Source organism: Mesorhizobium sp. M2E.F.Ca.ET.209.01.1.1 (assembly GCF_004010375.2).
In the GTDB taxonomy this organism is placed as follows: Bacteria; Pseudomonadota; Alphaproteobacteria; order Rhizobiales; family Rhizobiaceae; genus Mesorhizobium.
The window spans coordinates 117037-132598 of sequence record NZ_SADP02000002.1 but is presented as its reverse complement, the minus strand read 5'-3'; the positions used below and the strand labels follow the sequence as shown (position 1 = coordinate 132598).

Annotated in this window: 14 protein-coding genes; 7 read left to right on the top strand and 7 right to left on the bottom strand. The window is 63.3% G+C overall.

What is annotated here, in order from left to right:
- The first annotated feature begins 20 nt into the window (after positions 1–20).
- From EN852_RS04095 to EN852_RS04065, 7 genes are all read left to right on the top strand, one after another.
- Complete coding sequence (locus tag EN852_RS04095; protein WP_127878217.1) at positions 21–1298, top strand: ABC transporter substrate-binding protein; 1278 nt, start codon at positions 21–23, stop codon at positions 1296–1298.
- Positions 1299–1452: 154 nt separating this feature from the next.
- Positions 1453–2172 (top strand): ABC transporter ATP-binding protein, encoded by a 720-nt coding sequence (locus tag EN852_RS04090; protein WP_127878219.1) that lies wholly within the window; start codon positions 1453–1455, stop codon positions 2170–2172.
- Positions 2172–2882, top strand: coding sequence for an ABC transporter ATP-binding protein (locus tag EN852_RS04085; protein WP_127868484.1), 711 nt, complete (start codon positions 2172–2174; stop codon positions 2880–2882). Before EN852_RS04090 ends, EN852_RS04085 begins: the two co-directional genes overlap by 1 nt.
- The gene (locus EN852_RS04080) at positions 2879–3742 is read left to right on the top strand and encodes a branched-chain amino acid ABC transporter permease (RefSeq protein WP_127868483.1); all 864 of its coding nucleotides are present in this window, start codon (positions 2879–2881) and stop codon (positions 3740–3742) included. Before EN852_RS04085 ends, EN852_RS04080 begins: the two co-directional genes overlap by 4 nt.
- A 1-nt stretch (position 3743) precedes the next feature.
- Entirely contained in the window at positions 3744–4832 is a 1089-nt protein-coding gene (locus EN852_RS04075) for a branched-chain amino acid ABC transporter permease (protein ID WP_127878221.1), read from the top strand.
- Positions 4825–6588 carry an FAD-dependent monooxygenase gene (locus EN852_RS04070; RefSeq protein ID WP_127868481.1) on the top strand — a complete coding sequence of 588 codons (1764 nt, stop codon included), beginning with the start codon at positions 4825–4827 and terminating at the stop codon, positions 6586–6588. Before EN852_RS04075 ends, EN852_RS04070 begins: the two co-directional genes overlap by 8 nt.
- The gene (locus tag EN852_RS04065; RefSeq protein WP_127878223.1) at positions 6588–7475 is read left to right on the top strand and encodes an intradiol ring-cleavage dioxygenase; all 888 of its coding nucleotides are present in this window, start codon (positions 6588–6590) and stop codon (positions 7473–7475) included. Before EN852_RS04070 ends, EN852_RS04065 begins: the two co-directional genes overlap by 1 nt.
- 291 nt (positions 7476–7766) lie before the next feature.
- Here EN852_RS04065 and EN852_RS04055 read toward each other — a convergent pair whose 3' ends face one another.
- The 7 genes from EN852_RS04055 to EN852_RS04025 all read right to left on the bottom strand — a co-directional run bounded on the left by EN852_RS04055 (position 7767) and on the right by EN852_RS04025 (position 15556).
- Positions 7767–9380 carry a choline dehydrogenase gene (locus EN852_RS04055; RefSeq protein WP_127878225.1) on the bottom strand — a complete coding sequence of 538 codons (1614 nt, stop codon included), beginning with the start codon at positions 9378–9380 and terminating at the stop codon, positions 7767–7769.
- A 38-nt stretch (positions 9381–9418) separates the two neighbouring features.
- Positions 9419–10195, bottom strand: coding sequence for an enoyl-CoA hydratase-related protein (locus EN852_RS04050; protein ID WP_127878227.1), 777 nt, complete (start codon positions 10193–10195; stop codon positions 9419–9421).
- A gap of 3 nt (positions 10196–10198) precedes the next feature.
- Positions 10199–11155: a dihydrodipicolinate synthase family protein gene (locus tag EN852_RS04045; RefSeq protein WP_246694170.1), complete on the bottom strand. Its 957-nt coding sequence runs from the start codon at positions 11153–11155 to the stop codon at positions 10199–10201.
- Positions 11156–11218: 63 nt separating this feature from the next.
- Complete coding sequence (locus EN852_RS04040; RefSeq protein ID WP_127878231.1) at positions 11219–12166, bottom strand: substrate-binding domain-containing protein; 948 nt, start codon at positions 12164–12166, stop codon at positions 11219–11221.
- Between the two features lie 84 nt (positions 12167–12250).
- Positions 12251–13237, bottom strand: a complete 987-nt coding sequence (locus EN852_RS04035; RefSeq protein WP_246694169.1) for an ABC transporter permease — start codon at positions 13235–13237, stop codon at positions 12251–12253.
- A gap of 1 nt (position 13238) precedes the next feature.
- On the bottom strand, positions 13239–14084 hold the full coding sequence (locus tag EN852_RS04030; protein WP_127878235.1) for a Cof-type HAD-IIB family hydrolase: 846 nt from the start codon (positions 14082–14084) through the stop codon (positions 13239–13241).
- Positions 14081–15556 (bottom strand): aldehyde dehydrogenase family protein, encoded by a 1476-nt coding sequence (locus tag EN852_RS04025; RefSeq protein ID WP_246694168.1) that lies wholly within the window; start codon positions 15554–15556, stop codon positions 14081–14083. The genes EN852_RS04030 and EN852_RS04025 overlap by 4 nt, the downstream gene beginning before the upstream one ends.
- Between the last annotated feature and the right edge of the window lie 6 nt (positions 15557–15562).

The window sequence follows — 15562 nt, the reverse complement described above, 5'->3', positions numbered from 1 at the left end:
TCTATCGGGAGGAGAACAAGATGATCACCAGACGTGAATTGCTGAAGACCGCCGCCGCCACCGGCCTCATTGCCGGCACTGGCGGATTGGCCATGCCGTCGATCGCCCGGGCCGCCACCATCAAGCTTGGCTATGTGAGCCCGCAGACCGGACCGCTTGCGGCCTTCGCCGAAGCGGACAAATTCATCATCGACGGTTTCCTGGCCGCGACAAAGGCTGCGGGGCTCGACTACCAGGTCGTCGTCAAGGACAGCCAGTCCAACCCGAACCGCGCGGCGGAAGTCACCAAGCAGCTGATCGTCGACGACGAGGTCAGCCTGATGCTGGTCGCCTCGACGCCGGAGACGACCAATCCGGTCACCACCACCTGCGAGGCGGAAGAAGTTCCCTGCATCTCTACCGTCGCGCCTTGGCAGCCATGGTTCATCGGCCAGCAAGGCAATCCGGCTGACCCGGCGTCCTGGAAACCGTTCAAAAGCGCCTTCCACTTCTTCTGGGGGCTCGAGGACGTCATCGCCGTCTACACCAACATGTGGGCGCAGGTCGAAACCCACAGACATGTCGGCGGGCTGTTTCCCAATGACGGCGACGGCAACGCCTGGGGCGACAAGGTGGTCGGCTTCCCGCCGGTACTCGACAAGGGCGGCTATACGCTCAACGATCCCGGCCGCTATCAGAACCTCACCGACGATTTTTCGGCGCAGATCAACGCGTTCAAGTCGGCGAACTGCGACATCATCACCGGCGTGATGATCCCGCCCGACTTCACCACCTTCTGGAACCAGGCGCAGCAGCAGGGCTTCAAGCCGAAGGTCGCCTCGATCGGCAAGGCGATCCTGTTCCCGCAGGCGGTCGAGGCGCTCGGCAAGACCGGCAACAATCTGTCGTCGGAAGTCTGGTGGACGCCCAGCCATCCGTTCAAGTCGTCGCTGACCGGCGACAGCTCGGCGCAGCTGGCGGAAGGCTTCACCAAGGCGACCGGCAGGCCGTGGACGCAGCCGATCGGCTTCGTGCATGCGCTGTTCGAGCTTGCCGCCGATGTGATGAAGCGGGCCGACGCCGGCGACAACGCCGCGGTGATCAATGCCATTGCCGCAACCAAGCTCGACACCATCGTCGGCCCGATCGCCTGGAACGGCGCCAATCTGCCGCCCTTTGCGGCCAAGAACGTCACCAAGACGCCGCTGGTCGGCGGCCAGTGGCGGCTGAAGGACAGCGGCGGTTACGACCTTGTCATCACCGACAACAAGACGGCGCCAAACATCCCGACCGGCGGCAAGATGGAAGCCATCGCGTGAGCACGCTCACCGATCTTTCCTTCGCCCGGTCCACGGGGAGAAGGTGGCCCGACGCGTCGGATGAGGGGCGGCGCCGGCGGCCCATAGGTTTGTGCTGCCCCTCATCTGCCTGCCGGCATCTTCTTTCCGTAAACGGGGAGAAGAAAGGCTGACCATGCCCATCCTCGCCCTCGACAACGTCTCGAAGAGCTTCGGTGCGCTGACCGTTGCCGACAAGGTTTCGTTCGCGCTCCAAAGCGGCGAGGCGCTGGGCATCATCGGGCCGAACGGCGCCGGCAAGTCGACCTTGTTCAACCTGATCACCGGCAATATCCGCGTCGATGCCGGCCAGGTGACTTTCGACGGCGCCGACGTGACCCGGCAGCCGCCGATGGCGCGCTGCCTCGCCGGCATCGGGCGCACCTTTCAGATCCCACAGCCTTTCGAGAAACTGACGGTGTTCGAGAACCTCCTGGTGGCGGCGACCTTCGGTGCGCGCAAGCGCGAAGGCGAGGTCTCGGATGATTGCGCCTCGATCCTTGCCGAGACCGGACTGCTTGGCCGCGCCAACCAGTCGGCGGGCAGCCTCAGCCTGTTGCAGCGCAAGCGGCTGGAGCTTGCCCGCGCTCTCGCCACGCAGCCCAAAGTGCTGCTGTTGGATGAAATCGCCGGTGGCCTGACCGAAGCGGAATGCCATCAGCTCGTCGAGACCATCCAGGCGATCCACCGCCGCGGCGCCTCGATCATCTGGATCGAGCACGTGCTCAACGCGCTGAATTCGGTGGTCAGCCGGCTGCTGGTGCTCAATTTCGGCAAGGTGATCGGCATCGGCGAGCCGGACGAGATCATGGCCTCGCAAGCGGTGCGCGAGATCTATCTCGGGATAGAAGTCTGATGGCGCTGCTCGAGACAAGGAGGCTGACGGCTTTCTACGGCGACTTCCAGGCACTGTTCGGAGTCGACGTGGCGCTCGACGCCGGCGAGACGGTGGCGATCATCGGCGCCAATGGCGCCGGCAAGTCGACCTTGCTGCGCTCGATCTCCGGCGTGCTCGCCAATGGCGCCGACCAGGTGCTGTTCGAGGGCCGGCCGGTCGGCGCGTTGCCGGCGCCGGAGATTGTCGCGCTTGGTATCGCCATGGTGCCGGAGGGCCGTAGACTCTTCCCGTCGCTCTCCGTGGAGGAAAACCTTCTGATCGGCCGATATGGTCGCGCGGTCGCCGGCGCGTGGTCGCTGGAGGGGGTCTACGATCTCTTCCCGATCCTGAAGGAGCGCCGGCGCAATCCAGGCACGGCACTGTCGGGCGGGCAGCAGCAGATGGTGGCGATCGGTCGCGCGCTGATGTCCAACCCGCGCGTGCTTTTGTGCGACGAGATCAGCCTCGGCCTGGCGCCGGTGGTCATCAAGGACATCTATGCCGCCTTCCCGAGAATTCGCGCCGCCGGCGCCTCGATCGTCATTGTCGAGCAGGATATCGGCCAAGCGCTGAAAGTCGCCGACCGCGTCTACTGCATGATGGAAGGACGCATCACGCTGTCCGGTCGTCCGAGCGAGATCGGTCGCGACGACATCCACGCCGCCTATTTCGGGACGAAGACGCCATGATGTGGCTCGACACCATCGTCCAGGGCATCTTGCTTGGCGGCCTCTATGCGCTGTTCGCCGCCGGCTTGAGCCTGGTCTTCGGCATCATGCGGCTGGTCAATCTCGCGCATGGCGACTTGATCGTGCTCGCCGCCTTCCTGATCCTGGTTCTGGTCACGGCACTGGGGCTCAATCCGTTCGTGGCGGCGCTGGTCGCCATACCGGTGATGTTCGCGCTCGGCTTCGCGTTGCAATACCTGGTGCTCAACCGCACGCTCGGCCCCGACATCCTGCCGCCGCTGCTCGTCACCTTCGGTCTGTCGATCGTCATCCAGAACGCGCTGCTCGAACGCTTTTCCGCCGACAGCCGCCGCGTCTCGGCCGGCGCGCTGGAAACCGCATCGCTGCAACTCGGCCCGATCAATATCGGCACGATGCCGCTTCTGACCTTCCTGTCCGCGATCGCGGTGATCGTGGGCTTGAACCTCATCTTCTACCGCACGTCGCTCGGCCGCGCCTTCCGCGCCACCTCCGACGATCGCGTCACCGCTGGCCTGATGGGCATCCGGCCCGACCGCATCTTCGCCATCGCCACCGGCCTTGCCATGGTGGTGGTGACGATCGCCGCGCTCTATCTCGGCACGCGCGCCAATTTCGATCCGACCATCGGCCCGGCGCGACTGGTCTACGCCTTCGAGGCGGTGATCATCGGTGGCCTCGGCTCGTTCTGGGGAACGCTTGCCGGCGGTATCATCATCGGCGTGGCGCAGACCGCAGGCGCCTCGATCAATCCTGAATGGCAGATCCTGGCCGGGCACATCGCTTTCCTGCTGGTGCTTCTGGCGCGCCCGCGCGGCCTGTTTCCAAGGGCGGTGGATTAATATGGCGGTCGAGGCGCTGCAGAGCTTCAGGGTCGAGACGCGCACGCGGCTGTCGTCGGCTTTCCTCGTCGTTGCAATCGCCGTGCTGGCGATCGGCTTCGCCGCGCCGCTGTTCAGCACGCGCGCGGTGATCCAGGACCTGTTCTTCATCCTGACGATGCTGGTGCTGGCACAATGCTGGAACCTGCTTGCCGGCTTCGCCGGCCTCGTCTCAGTCGGCCAGCAGGCCTTTGTCGGCTTCGGCGCCTATACGATGTTCGCTTCCGTCATCCTGCTCGGCCTTGATCCGCTGATCGGCATCATGCTCGCCGGACTGCTGGCGGCCCTGCTCACTGTGCCCACCGGCTTCTTCGTCTTCCGCCTGCAAGGCGCCTATTTCGCCATCGGCACCTGGGTGATCGCCGAGGTGGCGCGGCTTTCCTTTGCGCAATGGAAGGCGCTCGGCGGCGGCACCGGAACCTCGCTGCCCTCGGGCGCGACGCGCGACATGTTCGGCGTGCGATGGATCGCCGATCTGTTCGGCTGGCGCGCCTCGCAGGCGACCGATGTGCTCTGCTATTGGCTGGCGCTTGCTCTGGCCGCCGCCACCATCCTCTTCATCCATAGGCTTCTGCGCTCCAGGCAGGGGCTCGGCCTCGCCGCCGTGCGCGACAATCAGGAAGCGGCGCGGTCCGTAGGCGTTGATCCGCGCTGGATGAAGTCGACCGTCTATCTGCTCGCTGGCCTCGTCAGCGGCGTCACCGGCGCGCTGATCTATGTGCAGAAGGCCCGCATTTCGCCCGACGCCGCGTTCTCGGTCACCGACTGGACGGCTTATGTCATCTTCATCGTGGTGATCGGCGGCATCGGCACGATCGAGGGACCGATCGTCGGCGTCATCGTTTTCTTTGTGCTGCGCAACGTGCTGGCCGATTATGGCTCCTGGTACCTGCTCATCCTCGGCCTGATCGGCATCCTGGTGATGCTGGTGGCGCCACGCGGCTTGTGGGGCCTGTTTACGGACCGCACCGGAATCCAGCTCTTTCCCGTCCGTCGCATGCTGACGGGCGCATCGACGACAAAGACCATCACGGGAGGCACGCATGGCTGATATCACCACCGACGTTCTCATCATCGGCACCGGGCCGGCGGGTTCGGCCTGTGCCGCGCTGCTTGCCACCTACGGCGTCGAGAACATGGTGATCAACCGCTACCGGTGGCTCGCGAATACACCACGAGCGCACATCACCAACCAGCGCACCATGGAGGTACTGCGCGACCTCGGCCGGGAGGTTGAGGACGAGGCCTATATGTTCGCCGCCGAGCAGGACCTGATGGGGGAGAACGTGTTCTGCACGTCGCTGGCCGGCGAGGAGATCGGTCGGCTGAAGACCTGGGGCAAGCATCCCAACTCGCGCGCCGAGCACCAGCTTTCCTCGCCTTCGCGGATGAACGACCTGCCACAGACCTTCATGGAGCCGCTGCTCTACAAGACCGCTTGCTCGCGCGGCACGCAGGGGCGCATGTCGGTCGAGTATCTCAGCCATGTCCAGGATGCGGACGGCGTGACGACGACCTGCCGCGACCGGTTGACCGGCAAGGATTTCACCATCCGTTCGAAGTATCTGGTCGGCGCCGACGGCGGCAATTCGAAAGTCGCTGAGGACGCCGGCCTCACCTTCGAAGGCAAGATGGGCGTCGGCGGCTCGATGAACATCCTGTTCAAGGCGGACCTCTCCAAATATGTCGCGCACCGCCCCTCGGTGCTCTACTGGGTGGTGCAGCCGGGCGCCGATGTCGGCGGCATCGGCATGGGCCTGGTGCGCATGGTGCGGCCCTGGAACGAGTGGCTGATCGTCTGGGGCTACGACATCAACCAGCCAGCGCCGATCGTCGACAAGGCCTTCGCCACCAAGGTCGCGCGCGATCTGGTCGGCGATCCGGAGCTCGATATCGACATCCTCCAGGTCTCGACCTGGACGGTGAACAACATGTACGCCACCACCATGCAGAACGGCCGCGTCTTCTGCATGGGCGATGCGACCCACCGGCATCCGCCGTCCAACGGGCTCGGCTCCAACACCTCGATCCAGGACGCCTTCAACCTCGCGTGGAAACTCGCCTATGTGCTTGGCGGCAAGGCGGGCGCGAAACTGCTCGACAGTTTCCAGATCGAACGGGCGCCGGTCGCCAAGCAGATCGTGACGCGCGCCAACAAGTCGATCGAGGAGTTCGGGCCGATCTTCAAGGCGCTGGGACTGCTGGATTCGATCGATCCGGTGAAGATGCAGCAGAACATGGACGCGCGCTGCGACGACACGCCCGCGGCCGAGGAGCAGCGGCGCAGGATCCGCGAGACCATCGCCTTCAAGGTCTACGAGTTCGACGCGCATGGCGTCGAGATGAACCAGCGCTACCGTTCGGGGGCGGTGCTGACCGATGGGCAGAAGGAGCCGGCCTTCGAGAAAGACGCCGAGCTGCACTACCAGCCGACGACGTGGCCGGGCGCCCGGCTGCCGCATGCCTGGGTGTTCGGCGAAGGCGGCGCCAAGGCCTCGACGCTCGACCTCTGCGGCAAGGGCCGCTTCACCGTCTTCACCGGCATCGGCGGCAAGGGCTGGGTCGATGCCGCGAAGCTGCTCGCCCATGAGCTCGGCGTCGACATCAACGCGCATGTCATCGGACCGCGGCAGATCTGGCAGGACCTTACCGGCGACTGGGCCAATCTGCGCCAGGTTCGCGACAGCGGCATCGTGCTGACCAGACCCGACCAGCATGTCTGCTGGCGGCGCGAGACGATCGCGGTCGATCCGGTTGCGGAGCTGCGCCGCGCGCTGAAATCCGTTCTGGCCTTAGGAGGTGCATGATGGACGCACACGAAAAGGGTTTCTTCACCGAGGCGAACTCGATCGAGGTCGTCACCGGCCGCAACAAGAACGCCAGGGACGAGCGGCTGAAACAGGTGATGGAGGTGATCACCCGCAAGCTGCACGAGGCGGTCAAGGAGATTGAGCCGACGCAGGACGAATGGATGCAGGCGATCCTGTTCCTGACCAGGACCGGACAGCTCTGCACCGACTGGCGGCAGGAGTTCATATTGCTTTCCGACGTGCTCGGCGTGTCGATGCTGGTCGACGCGATCAACAACCGAAAGCCGTCCGGCGCGTCGGAATCGACGGTGCTCGGCCCATTCCACATCGCGGACGCGCCGGAACTGCCCATGGGCGCCAACATCTGCCTCGACAGCAAGGGCGAGGACATGGTGATCCATGGCCGCATCCTCGACACCGAAGGCAGACCTGTGGCCGGCGCGGTGCTCGACGTCTGGCAGGCCAATGATGAAGGCTTCTACGACGTACAGCAGAAAGGCATCCAGCCGGATTTCAACCTGCGCGGCGTGTTCCGCACCGGCGCTGACGGCCGGTACTGGTTCCGCGCCGTGAAGCCGAGATACTACCCCATCCCCGACGACGGCACGGTCGGCAAGTTGCTGCATGCGTTGGGACGCCACCCATACAGGCCTGCGCATCTCCACTTCATCCTCAAAGCAGACGGCTTCGAGACGCTGACCACGCACATCTTCGATCCTGACGACCCCTATATCAATTCGGACGCGGTCTTCGGCGTGAAGGAAAGCCTGCTCGCCGAATTCAAACGGGTCGTGCACCCGGGGAGATCGAAGGAGCTCGAGTTCGCCGGGCCGTTCTGGGACGTCGAGTATGATTTCGTGTTGGCGCACCCCCCAACAAGGTAACCGCCAATCAACAGCTGCGGTGCGGTCGCGATGGCCGGAGAAGCATTCCTGCTTTCGCCAGCGGGAGCGTCGCTAATTTCTCGCGAATTTCGCTTAGATCCTTTGCTTCAACGATCTGGCGAGTGCCGGGGATATCGCTGCGATGCCAGATTTGCCTTGTGAAGCCGATGCCATACAGATAACGGGCCCGGGCACCCTCGCCGACCACCAAAATGTTCGAAGTCGGCGTCATTGAGCTGGTCAGACCGTCGTCGAGACAGAACGAGGAATTGCACGGATCGGTCCCCAGGCTCAGGCGACCGCCGCCATTGCGGGATGCGAGCGGGCGGATCGGACGCCCCTTATGAGATCCGCGCCCTTTTCCCCGATCATCATCGTCGGCCCATTCGTGTTGCCGCTGATGAGCACCGGCATGATCGAGGAATCGATCACCCGCAATCTCTCTATCCCGCGCAGCCGCAATTGCGGATCCACGACCGACATTTCGTCGACGCCCATCTTGCAGGTGCCCACGGGATGGTAGTCGCAGCAGGCATACTGCCTGATATAAGACATGATCTCCTCATCGCTTTTCGCGGAAGGCCCAGGCAGCCGCTCGACCTTGATGAATTTGGCGATCTCGCTCTGCGCCAGCACTTCGCGAATGATGCGGACCGACTTCAGCGCCATGGCTCGATCGTATGGGTCCGAAAGATAGTTAGGATCGACCAGCGGCTCCTCCCCGGGGTTGGCCGAGCGAAGCTTGACCGAACCTATGCTGCGCGGCCGCAGAAACGTCGAGTTGATCGTGAAGCCGTGCCCATCAAGCCTCGTCTGACCGCCGCGCACCACCATTGCCGGCGCGATGTGAATTTGAAGATCCGGGCGCGTCGCACCCTCCGTTTGGAAGAAACCACCGCCCTCGACGATCACGGAAGCGGCAGGGCCGTTGCGATAGAGCAGCCAGCGCATGCCGTGCAGAAGTGCCTTGGGATAGCGGTCCTGACCGTCGTAGCTGATCGGATCCTTCAGCGTTAGATGGACGTTGGTGCACAGATGATCCTGCAGGTTGCGGCCAACGCCCGGAAGATCGCACACCGGAGAAATCCCCAGCGCCTTGAGCTCGTCGGCCGGCCCGATGCCGGACAGGAGCAGCAGGCGCGGCGTGTTGATCGCTCCGGCGGAGACGATCACTTCCCGGTCGGCGCGCATGACCTGCCGCGACCGGCCCTGTGCCAGTTCGACACCAACCGCGCGTCCGTTCTCGACCACCACGCGGGTGACGCGGGCATGTGTCCTGACCGTGAGGTTGGCGCGATTGCTGACCGGATGCAGATAGGAGACGGCTGAGGAACGGCGGCGGCCATCTCGGCAGGTCACCTGATAGAAGCCGGCGCCATACATTGTTTCGCCGTTGAAATCCGGATTGTACGGCAGGCCATACTGTTGCACAGCGCGGACGAAAGCCCGGGTTAACGGGTGCGGGCCGATCTGGTCGGAAACACTTAGCGGACCACCCTGGCCGTGATAGCGGTTGACCAGCCGGTCATTGTCCTCGGACTTCCGAAAATAGGGCAAGACGTCCTCATAAGCCCACCCTTCGTTGCCGAGAGCCGCCCAATTGTCATAGTCCTCCTTCTGGCAACGGATGTAGATCATGGCGTTGATGGAACTCGACCCGCCAAGCGTCTTGCCCTGCGGATACCAGATGGAGCGGTTGTCGAGATTCGTCTGAGGGACAGTATGAAAACGCCAGTTGACGCCGGGACCAAACAACTTGCCGATGCCGCCGGGAATGTGGATCATCGGATTCCAGTCACGACTGCCGGCCTCCAGCAGCAGCACCTTGACCTCAGGATCTTCCGACAAGCGGTTGGCCAGCACGCAGCCCGCCGAACCGGCGCCGACGATGATGTAATCCCACATAGACTTCTCCACCCTAGTTCGCGCCAGACCGCAAGGGCCTACCTGCCCTTGAACACAGGCGGCCGTTTTTCGGCGAAGGCTCGCAGGCCCTCGACGCGGTCTTCCTTCGCGAATGCCTCGACCGTCAGCCGGTGCTCGACCTCCAGCCCGGATTTCAGGTCGGTCTCGAACGCCGCCAGCACTGCCCTCTTGGCATACGGAGTGATGGCGACCGACTTGGCAGCGATCGAGGCTGCGATTTCCAGCGCCCTGGGCAACAGCCTTTCAGGCGCGACCACTTCGCTGATCAGCCCTTTGCGTTCCGCCAGAGCCGCGTCGACCATCTCTCCGGTCAGCACCATCTGCATGGCGAATGACTTACCAACCAGGCGCGGCAGGCGCTGCGTGCCGCCGTCGCCGGGAAAGGAGCCGATCTTGATTTCAGGCGTGGCGAATTTCGCGGCATCGGAAGCGATGACTATGTCGCACAGCAGGGCAAGTTCGAGGCCGCCGCCCAGAGCGTAGCCGTTCACAGCGGCAATGATCGGCTTGGAAAAGCCCTCGATCGCGCGCCAGCAGGTCAGCCGCTCCGGATCGCTGTAGGAGGCAACACCTCGCTCCAGCATGTCTGAAATGTCCGCCCCCGCCGCAAAGGCGCGTCCCGCGCCCGTCAAGATCGCGCAGCCAACGCTCGCATCGGCATCATAGATCGCGAGCAAATCGCGCAATTCGCCGAGTAATTCCTTTGACAGCGCATTCAGCTTTTCATGCCGATTGAGTGTCAGCAGGCGGATGCCGGGAGACGGCTCCTCGGTAAGCACCAGGGCCTCGATCATCGATCAGGCGACCTTTCTGTATCCCGCGCTGAGACCAGCTTCAGCCAGCAGCCCGCGGATCTTTTCGATTTCGGCAACACCAGGCTTCATCAGTGGTGGCCTGACATGGGCTTCGTCCAATCGGCCGAGGATCACAAGTGCCTCCTTCATGCGATTGTGCATATCGAGAAGCGGCGCGTCATAGAAAGCCCTGACTGTCGGATAAATGCGATCGTTGATTGCCCTGGCAGTCTTCAGGTCATTCGCCTGCACGGCACGGTAAAGCGCGACCTGAAGATCGGCGATCACACTTCCGGCCCCCGAAAGAAGCCCGTCACAACCGAGAGCCAGGGACCCGAGCAGCCAGGCGCTGTGGGTTGTCAGCGTGTTCACGGGCCGATCGAACGCCTTCAGTTCCCGTATCTGACGTTCGTGCAGGTTGCCGTCACCGCATTGGTCCTTTATGGCGACAATGGATGGGAAGCGGCGGCAAAGCTCCAGCAGAGTCGGCAACGGATAGGCAAGATTTGAGGCGAGCGGATACTGAAAAAGAATGATCGGCAGCCCCGATGCATCCGTAATGCGCCGCAGATGCTCGTAGATCATCTCAGGCCTGAGATGCCCGCCAAGCGTCATGAAGTCAGGGGGAAACACCAGCAGAGCATCGGCGCCTTCATGCTCCGCATAGGCAGCGATGCGGGCGGCCTCCAGGCTCGAATTGGTATAGATGCCGACGATGGTCGGGACCCTGTCTTGCAAGACATCCTTGGTCACGACGATCGCGCGGAATTGTTCCTCGATCGTGAGCGCGTGCACTTCGGCGGCATGTCCGTTGATGGTGATACCCGAGATACCTTCCACGGACCCGACGTCGCCAAGATGCCGGCGATAGGCGCCCTCGTCGACGGCCAGGTCGGCGCTGAACGGCATCAGGCAGGCTGGGATGACGCCTTTGGCAACAAATTGTCTCTTCTCGCTCATCATCGGATTCCCTTCAGAAATGGCAGGACGCCGCAAGTCGCGGCGTCCCAATGAATCGTGGCCTCAGAAGCCCTTTCCGATCATCTGCGCGATATTATCCGCGGTGACGGAAACTGTGGGCAGCGTGATGGTCGGTGGGACCTGTTCTCCCTTGGCGACCTTGTAGGCGGTCTCGATGCCTTCCGGGGCCACAAATGGGTAGACGAAGGTCGCCGCCAGCTTTCCCTGCTTGACGGCTTCGAACGCGGTTTCCTGGCCGTCGATGCCGACGACAGCCACCTCGTTCAGCCTGCCGGCTGCCTCAAGCACCTGTATGGCGCCGAGCGCCATCTCGTCATTGTGCGCGTAAACGGCCTGGATCTGGCCCGGCCCGAAGCGCTGAACCATGTCCTCCATGAACTTGACCGCCTTGTCACGCGTATAGTCGCAGTTCTGCGAGGCGACGACCTTCATGTCCGGAAACTTCGCGATCGCTTCGGCGAAGCCCTTGTTGCGGTCTATGGTGGCGGAAGCCCCCGCGGTGCCCTGAAGCTCGATGATGTTGCCCTTTCCATTCAACTTCTTGGCGAGGAACTCGCCCGCGCCGACGCCGAGCGGGAGATTTTCGCCCCCGACATGGACCGTAACCGGCGTATTCACCTTGCGGTCGAGCGTGACGACCTTGATGCCTGCATCCATGGCCTCCTTGACGACGGGCGTGAGCGCCTGCTCGGTCAGCGGCGAGATCATCAGCACCTTGATGCCCTGAGCGATCAGGTTTTCGACGTCGGCCACCTGCTTGGAGGCATCGTTGTTGCCGTCGGTGATGATGAGATCGACGTCCGGATAATGTTCGGCTGCGTACTTCTTGTTGCCTTCCACCATGGCCACGCGCCACGGGTGGTTCATCGTACCTTGGCTGAAACCGATCTTGATCTTCTCCTCGGCGAAGGCGGCGCCGGACAGCATGCCCCCTACCAGCAGCGTCGCGGCCAGTGCGGTCGTGCGTAGGAAATGTCTGCGATTTGTCATTTTTAACTCCTCCGTTGGACTTCAAGTTAAGGTGTTCCAAGCGCCCCAACCGGTCTGCCGCGGCGGGACCGGACACGCTTGGTGTCAGGACCGCACGCGGTGGCGGTAGACCTCGAACATCACCGCTGCGATGATGATTGCGCCCTTCACGATCTGTTGCGTGAAGGGCGAGATACCGAGCAGGTTCAAGATGTTAGCCATCACGGCGATAATCGCGGCACCGATAACCGTGCCGATCACGCCGCCCTCACCGCCGAACAGGCTGGTTCCACCGATGACGACGATCGAGATTGCTTCCAGCTCCAGATTGGTTCCCGCCGTCGGTTCGCCGACGGTCAGCCTCGACACAAAAACCAGGGCGGTCAGCGCCGACAGCAGGCCAGAAATCACATAGACCGACATCAAGGTGCGAGGCACGCTTATCCCTGCCAGCCGCGCGGCCTCGGTGTTGGAGCCGACAGCATAGACCTGGCGGCCGAACGGCGTATGGCGAAGGACGACGAAGGCTATCGCCGCGATGGCGGCAAAAAGCCAGATCGGAACCGGGATGCCGAGCAGAAATCCGCTGCCCAGATAAGCGAAGACGTCCGCGGAATCGCCAAGCGCCTTCGGTTCGCCATTGGCGATCGTCATGGCTATGCCACGGCCCATGACCAATGTGCCCAAGGTCATGATGAAAGGCGGCATGCCGAAGAAGACAACGCCGGCGCCATTCACTGCGCCGAACAAGGCGCCGATGGCGAGCGCGGCGAACATGGCCAGCGGTATTGAGACGCCGTTCGAAATCATCAGCGCCGTCGAGACAGCCACGACACCGACGATCGAGCCGACCGAAAGGTCAATGCCGCGTGTCAGAATGACGAAGGTCATGCCGACGCTGACAATGCCGAACAGGGCGATCTGACGACCGACGTTCAGCACATTGCCCATGTGAACGAAGCTCGGCGACAGGTATATGGCGAACGCACACAGCACGATCAGAACCCAGAGCAGCCCGAGGCTCTGCGCCCATCCGCGCAGGCGTCCGATCGACCCCGGCTGAAGCGCGGCCGATGCTTGTCTTGTCGTCATCTCAACCATCCCTTCCTCCCATTAATTGCGCGGCAGTGGATCTCGGCTGCTGGCTCCGCATCAGCCAGGCTATGGCATCGGCCAGCCCGCCTTCGTCACAGGACGGTCCGACGAAATGCGCAAGCTGCATGACCTGAGGCACAGCATTTCCGACCGTCATCGCGGTTCCCGCCCAGGCCAACATTTCGACGTCGTTTTCCGCGTCGCCAGCGGCTGCGCATTCATCAGCCGCAATACCAAGCTTGGCGGCGACAAGACTTATCGCGGTCTTCTTCGATGCCCCCGGCGGTCCGATCTCGAGCAGGCGCGGATGCGATCCCGAAACGGAGAGCCGTCCGCCAAGCGTTTCGCGGAGCAGTGCGAAGGCCTCCCGGTCGGAAGCCTGGCCGGCCACGCACATGATCTTGCCGGGTTCGCCCGGGAGCGCCTCAATCGTTTCGGCTACGAACAGAGGCTCCCTCGTCACCGCGGCTTCGCGTGCGATGAGCGGGTCGTTCATCAGTGCGAAAACAGCATCGCCGGTGAACCACATAGGCCGCGCGCCCGCTGCTTGCGCGGTCGCCATGGCGTGCAGCGCGTCGGAGCGTGAGATCCGCTGCTGCGAGAGCGTGGACCCGGTTGCGACATTGCCGATCCAGCCGCCGTTGAACGCGACGACGAGATCGGCGATTCCCAGCCGTTCGGCAAAGGGCCTGACCCCGAGCGGAGAACGTGCGGTCGCCAGAACGACCACGGTTCCCCTGTCCTGAGCCGCGCGCACGGCATCGGCGACCCGCTGCGGCAGTACGTAGTCGTGGGTGAGCAGGGTCCGGTCGACGTCGGAAACGATGAGGCGGGGCGTGGTCATCGACCGCCTCGGATCGGGAACACTGCGGCACGAGGACCGGTATGGATGAGAAGCGTCTTGAGCTGCGTGAATTCCTCGAAGCCGGCCTGGCCCATTTCGTAACCGAAACCGGATCCTTTGACGCCGGTAAGCGGAAGCTGTGGCGCACCATCGATGATCGTATTGGCCTGGACCCAGCCGCTCCTCAGGCGTTTGGCGACCGTCAGCACGGTGTCGATGTTCTTCGACCAGATGTAGTTCGACAGGCCGTAGGCGGTATCATTGGCCAGCCTTACCGCGTCGTCTGCCGTATCGAACCGGGTGATGCTCAGAACGGGGCCGAAAATTTCTTCGCGGAAGATCGCCATGCGCGGCTCGACGCGATCGAAGATGGTTGCCTCGTGGAAGTGTCCGGGCGTTCCGGCTGCAATGTTGCCGCCCAGGACAAGCTCCGCCCCGTCCTCGATCCCATCTCTGACGAACCCCGCCACCTTTTCCAGATGATTGCCGTCGATCAGCGCCCCGATGTCGGTGTCTTCGTCGAACGGGTTGCCCACCTTCATCGTGCGCGCCCGCGCGACCACTTTGGCGATGAACTCGTCAGCGACAGACGATTGAACGAACAGCCGTGAACCTGAGACGCAGCATTCGCCATTGTTGAAGAAGACACCCATCAGCGCGCCGTCAGTGGCAGCATCGAGATCGGCATCGGCAAAGACGATGTTGGCCGACTTGCCGCCAAGCTCGACCGAGGACTTGACCAGGTGGCGCGATGTGTTGGCGACGACGCGGCTGCCGGTGCGGGTCGACCCAGTGAAGGAAACGAAGTCGATGCCAGGATGCGCGGTCAGGTGATCACCGACCGCGGCGCCATAACCGCTGACGACATTGAAGGCGCCGGCCGGCAGCCCCGCCTCGCTCGCCAGCGCCGCGATCTCAAAGGCCGAGCCGGATGTGAACTCGGACGGCTTCAGCACGACCGTGCAGCCGGCGGCAAGCGCGAACGGCACCTTTTGTGACAGGATGAGAGCGGGAAAGTTCCATGGCGTTATCAGTGCCACGACCCCGGCAGGCTCACGCGTGACCAGCGCCGTCTTGCCCTCGCCAATGTTGGTGTAGGATAGACCCGCCATCTGCATTGCAAGAGAAGCGGCGTAGCGCGTCAGGCCGATCGCGCCGTCGATGTCGCCACGAGCAAACCTTATCGGCTTGCCAACCTCCTCCACCTCTATCCTCACCAGCCGCTCCCGATTGGCGCTGATGAGGTCGGCGAACCGGTTGAGCACTTCGGCTCGCTCGATGCCGCTCAAGCGCGGCCAGGGCCCCTCCTCGAAAGCGATCCGCGCCGACTCGACAGCCAGATCGACATCCGTCGGCGCGCCTTCCGCATAAGTGGCGACCCGCTCGCCAGTTGCTGGCGCTCTGCGTTCAATTGATCCTGTGCCCGTGCCGGCGACGAACCGCCCGCCGATGAATTGTTGGTAGCTGCGCATGCCCAT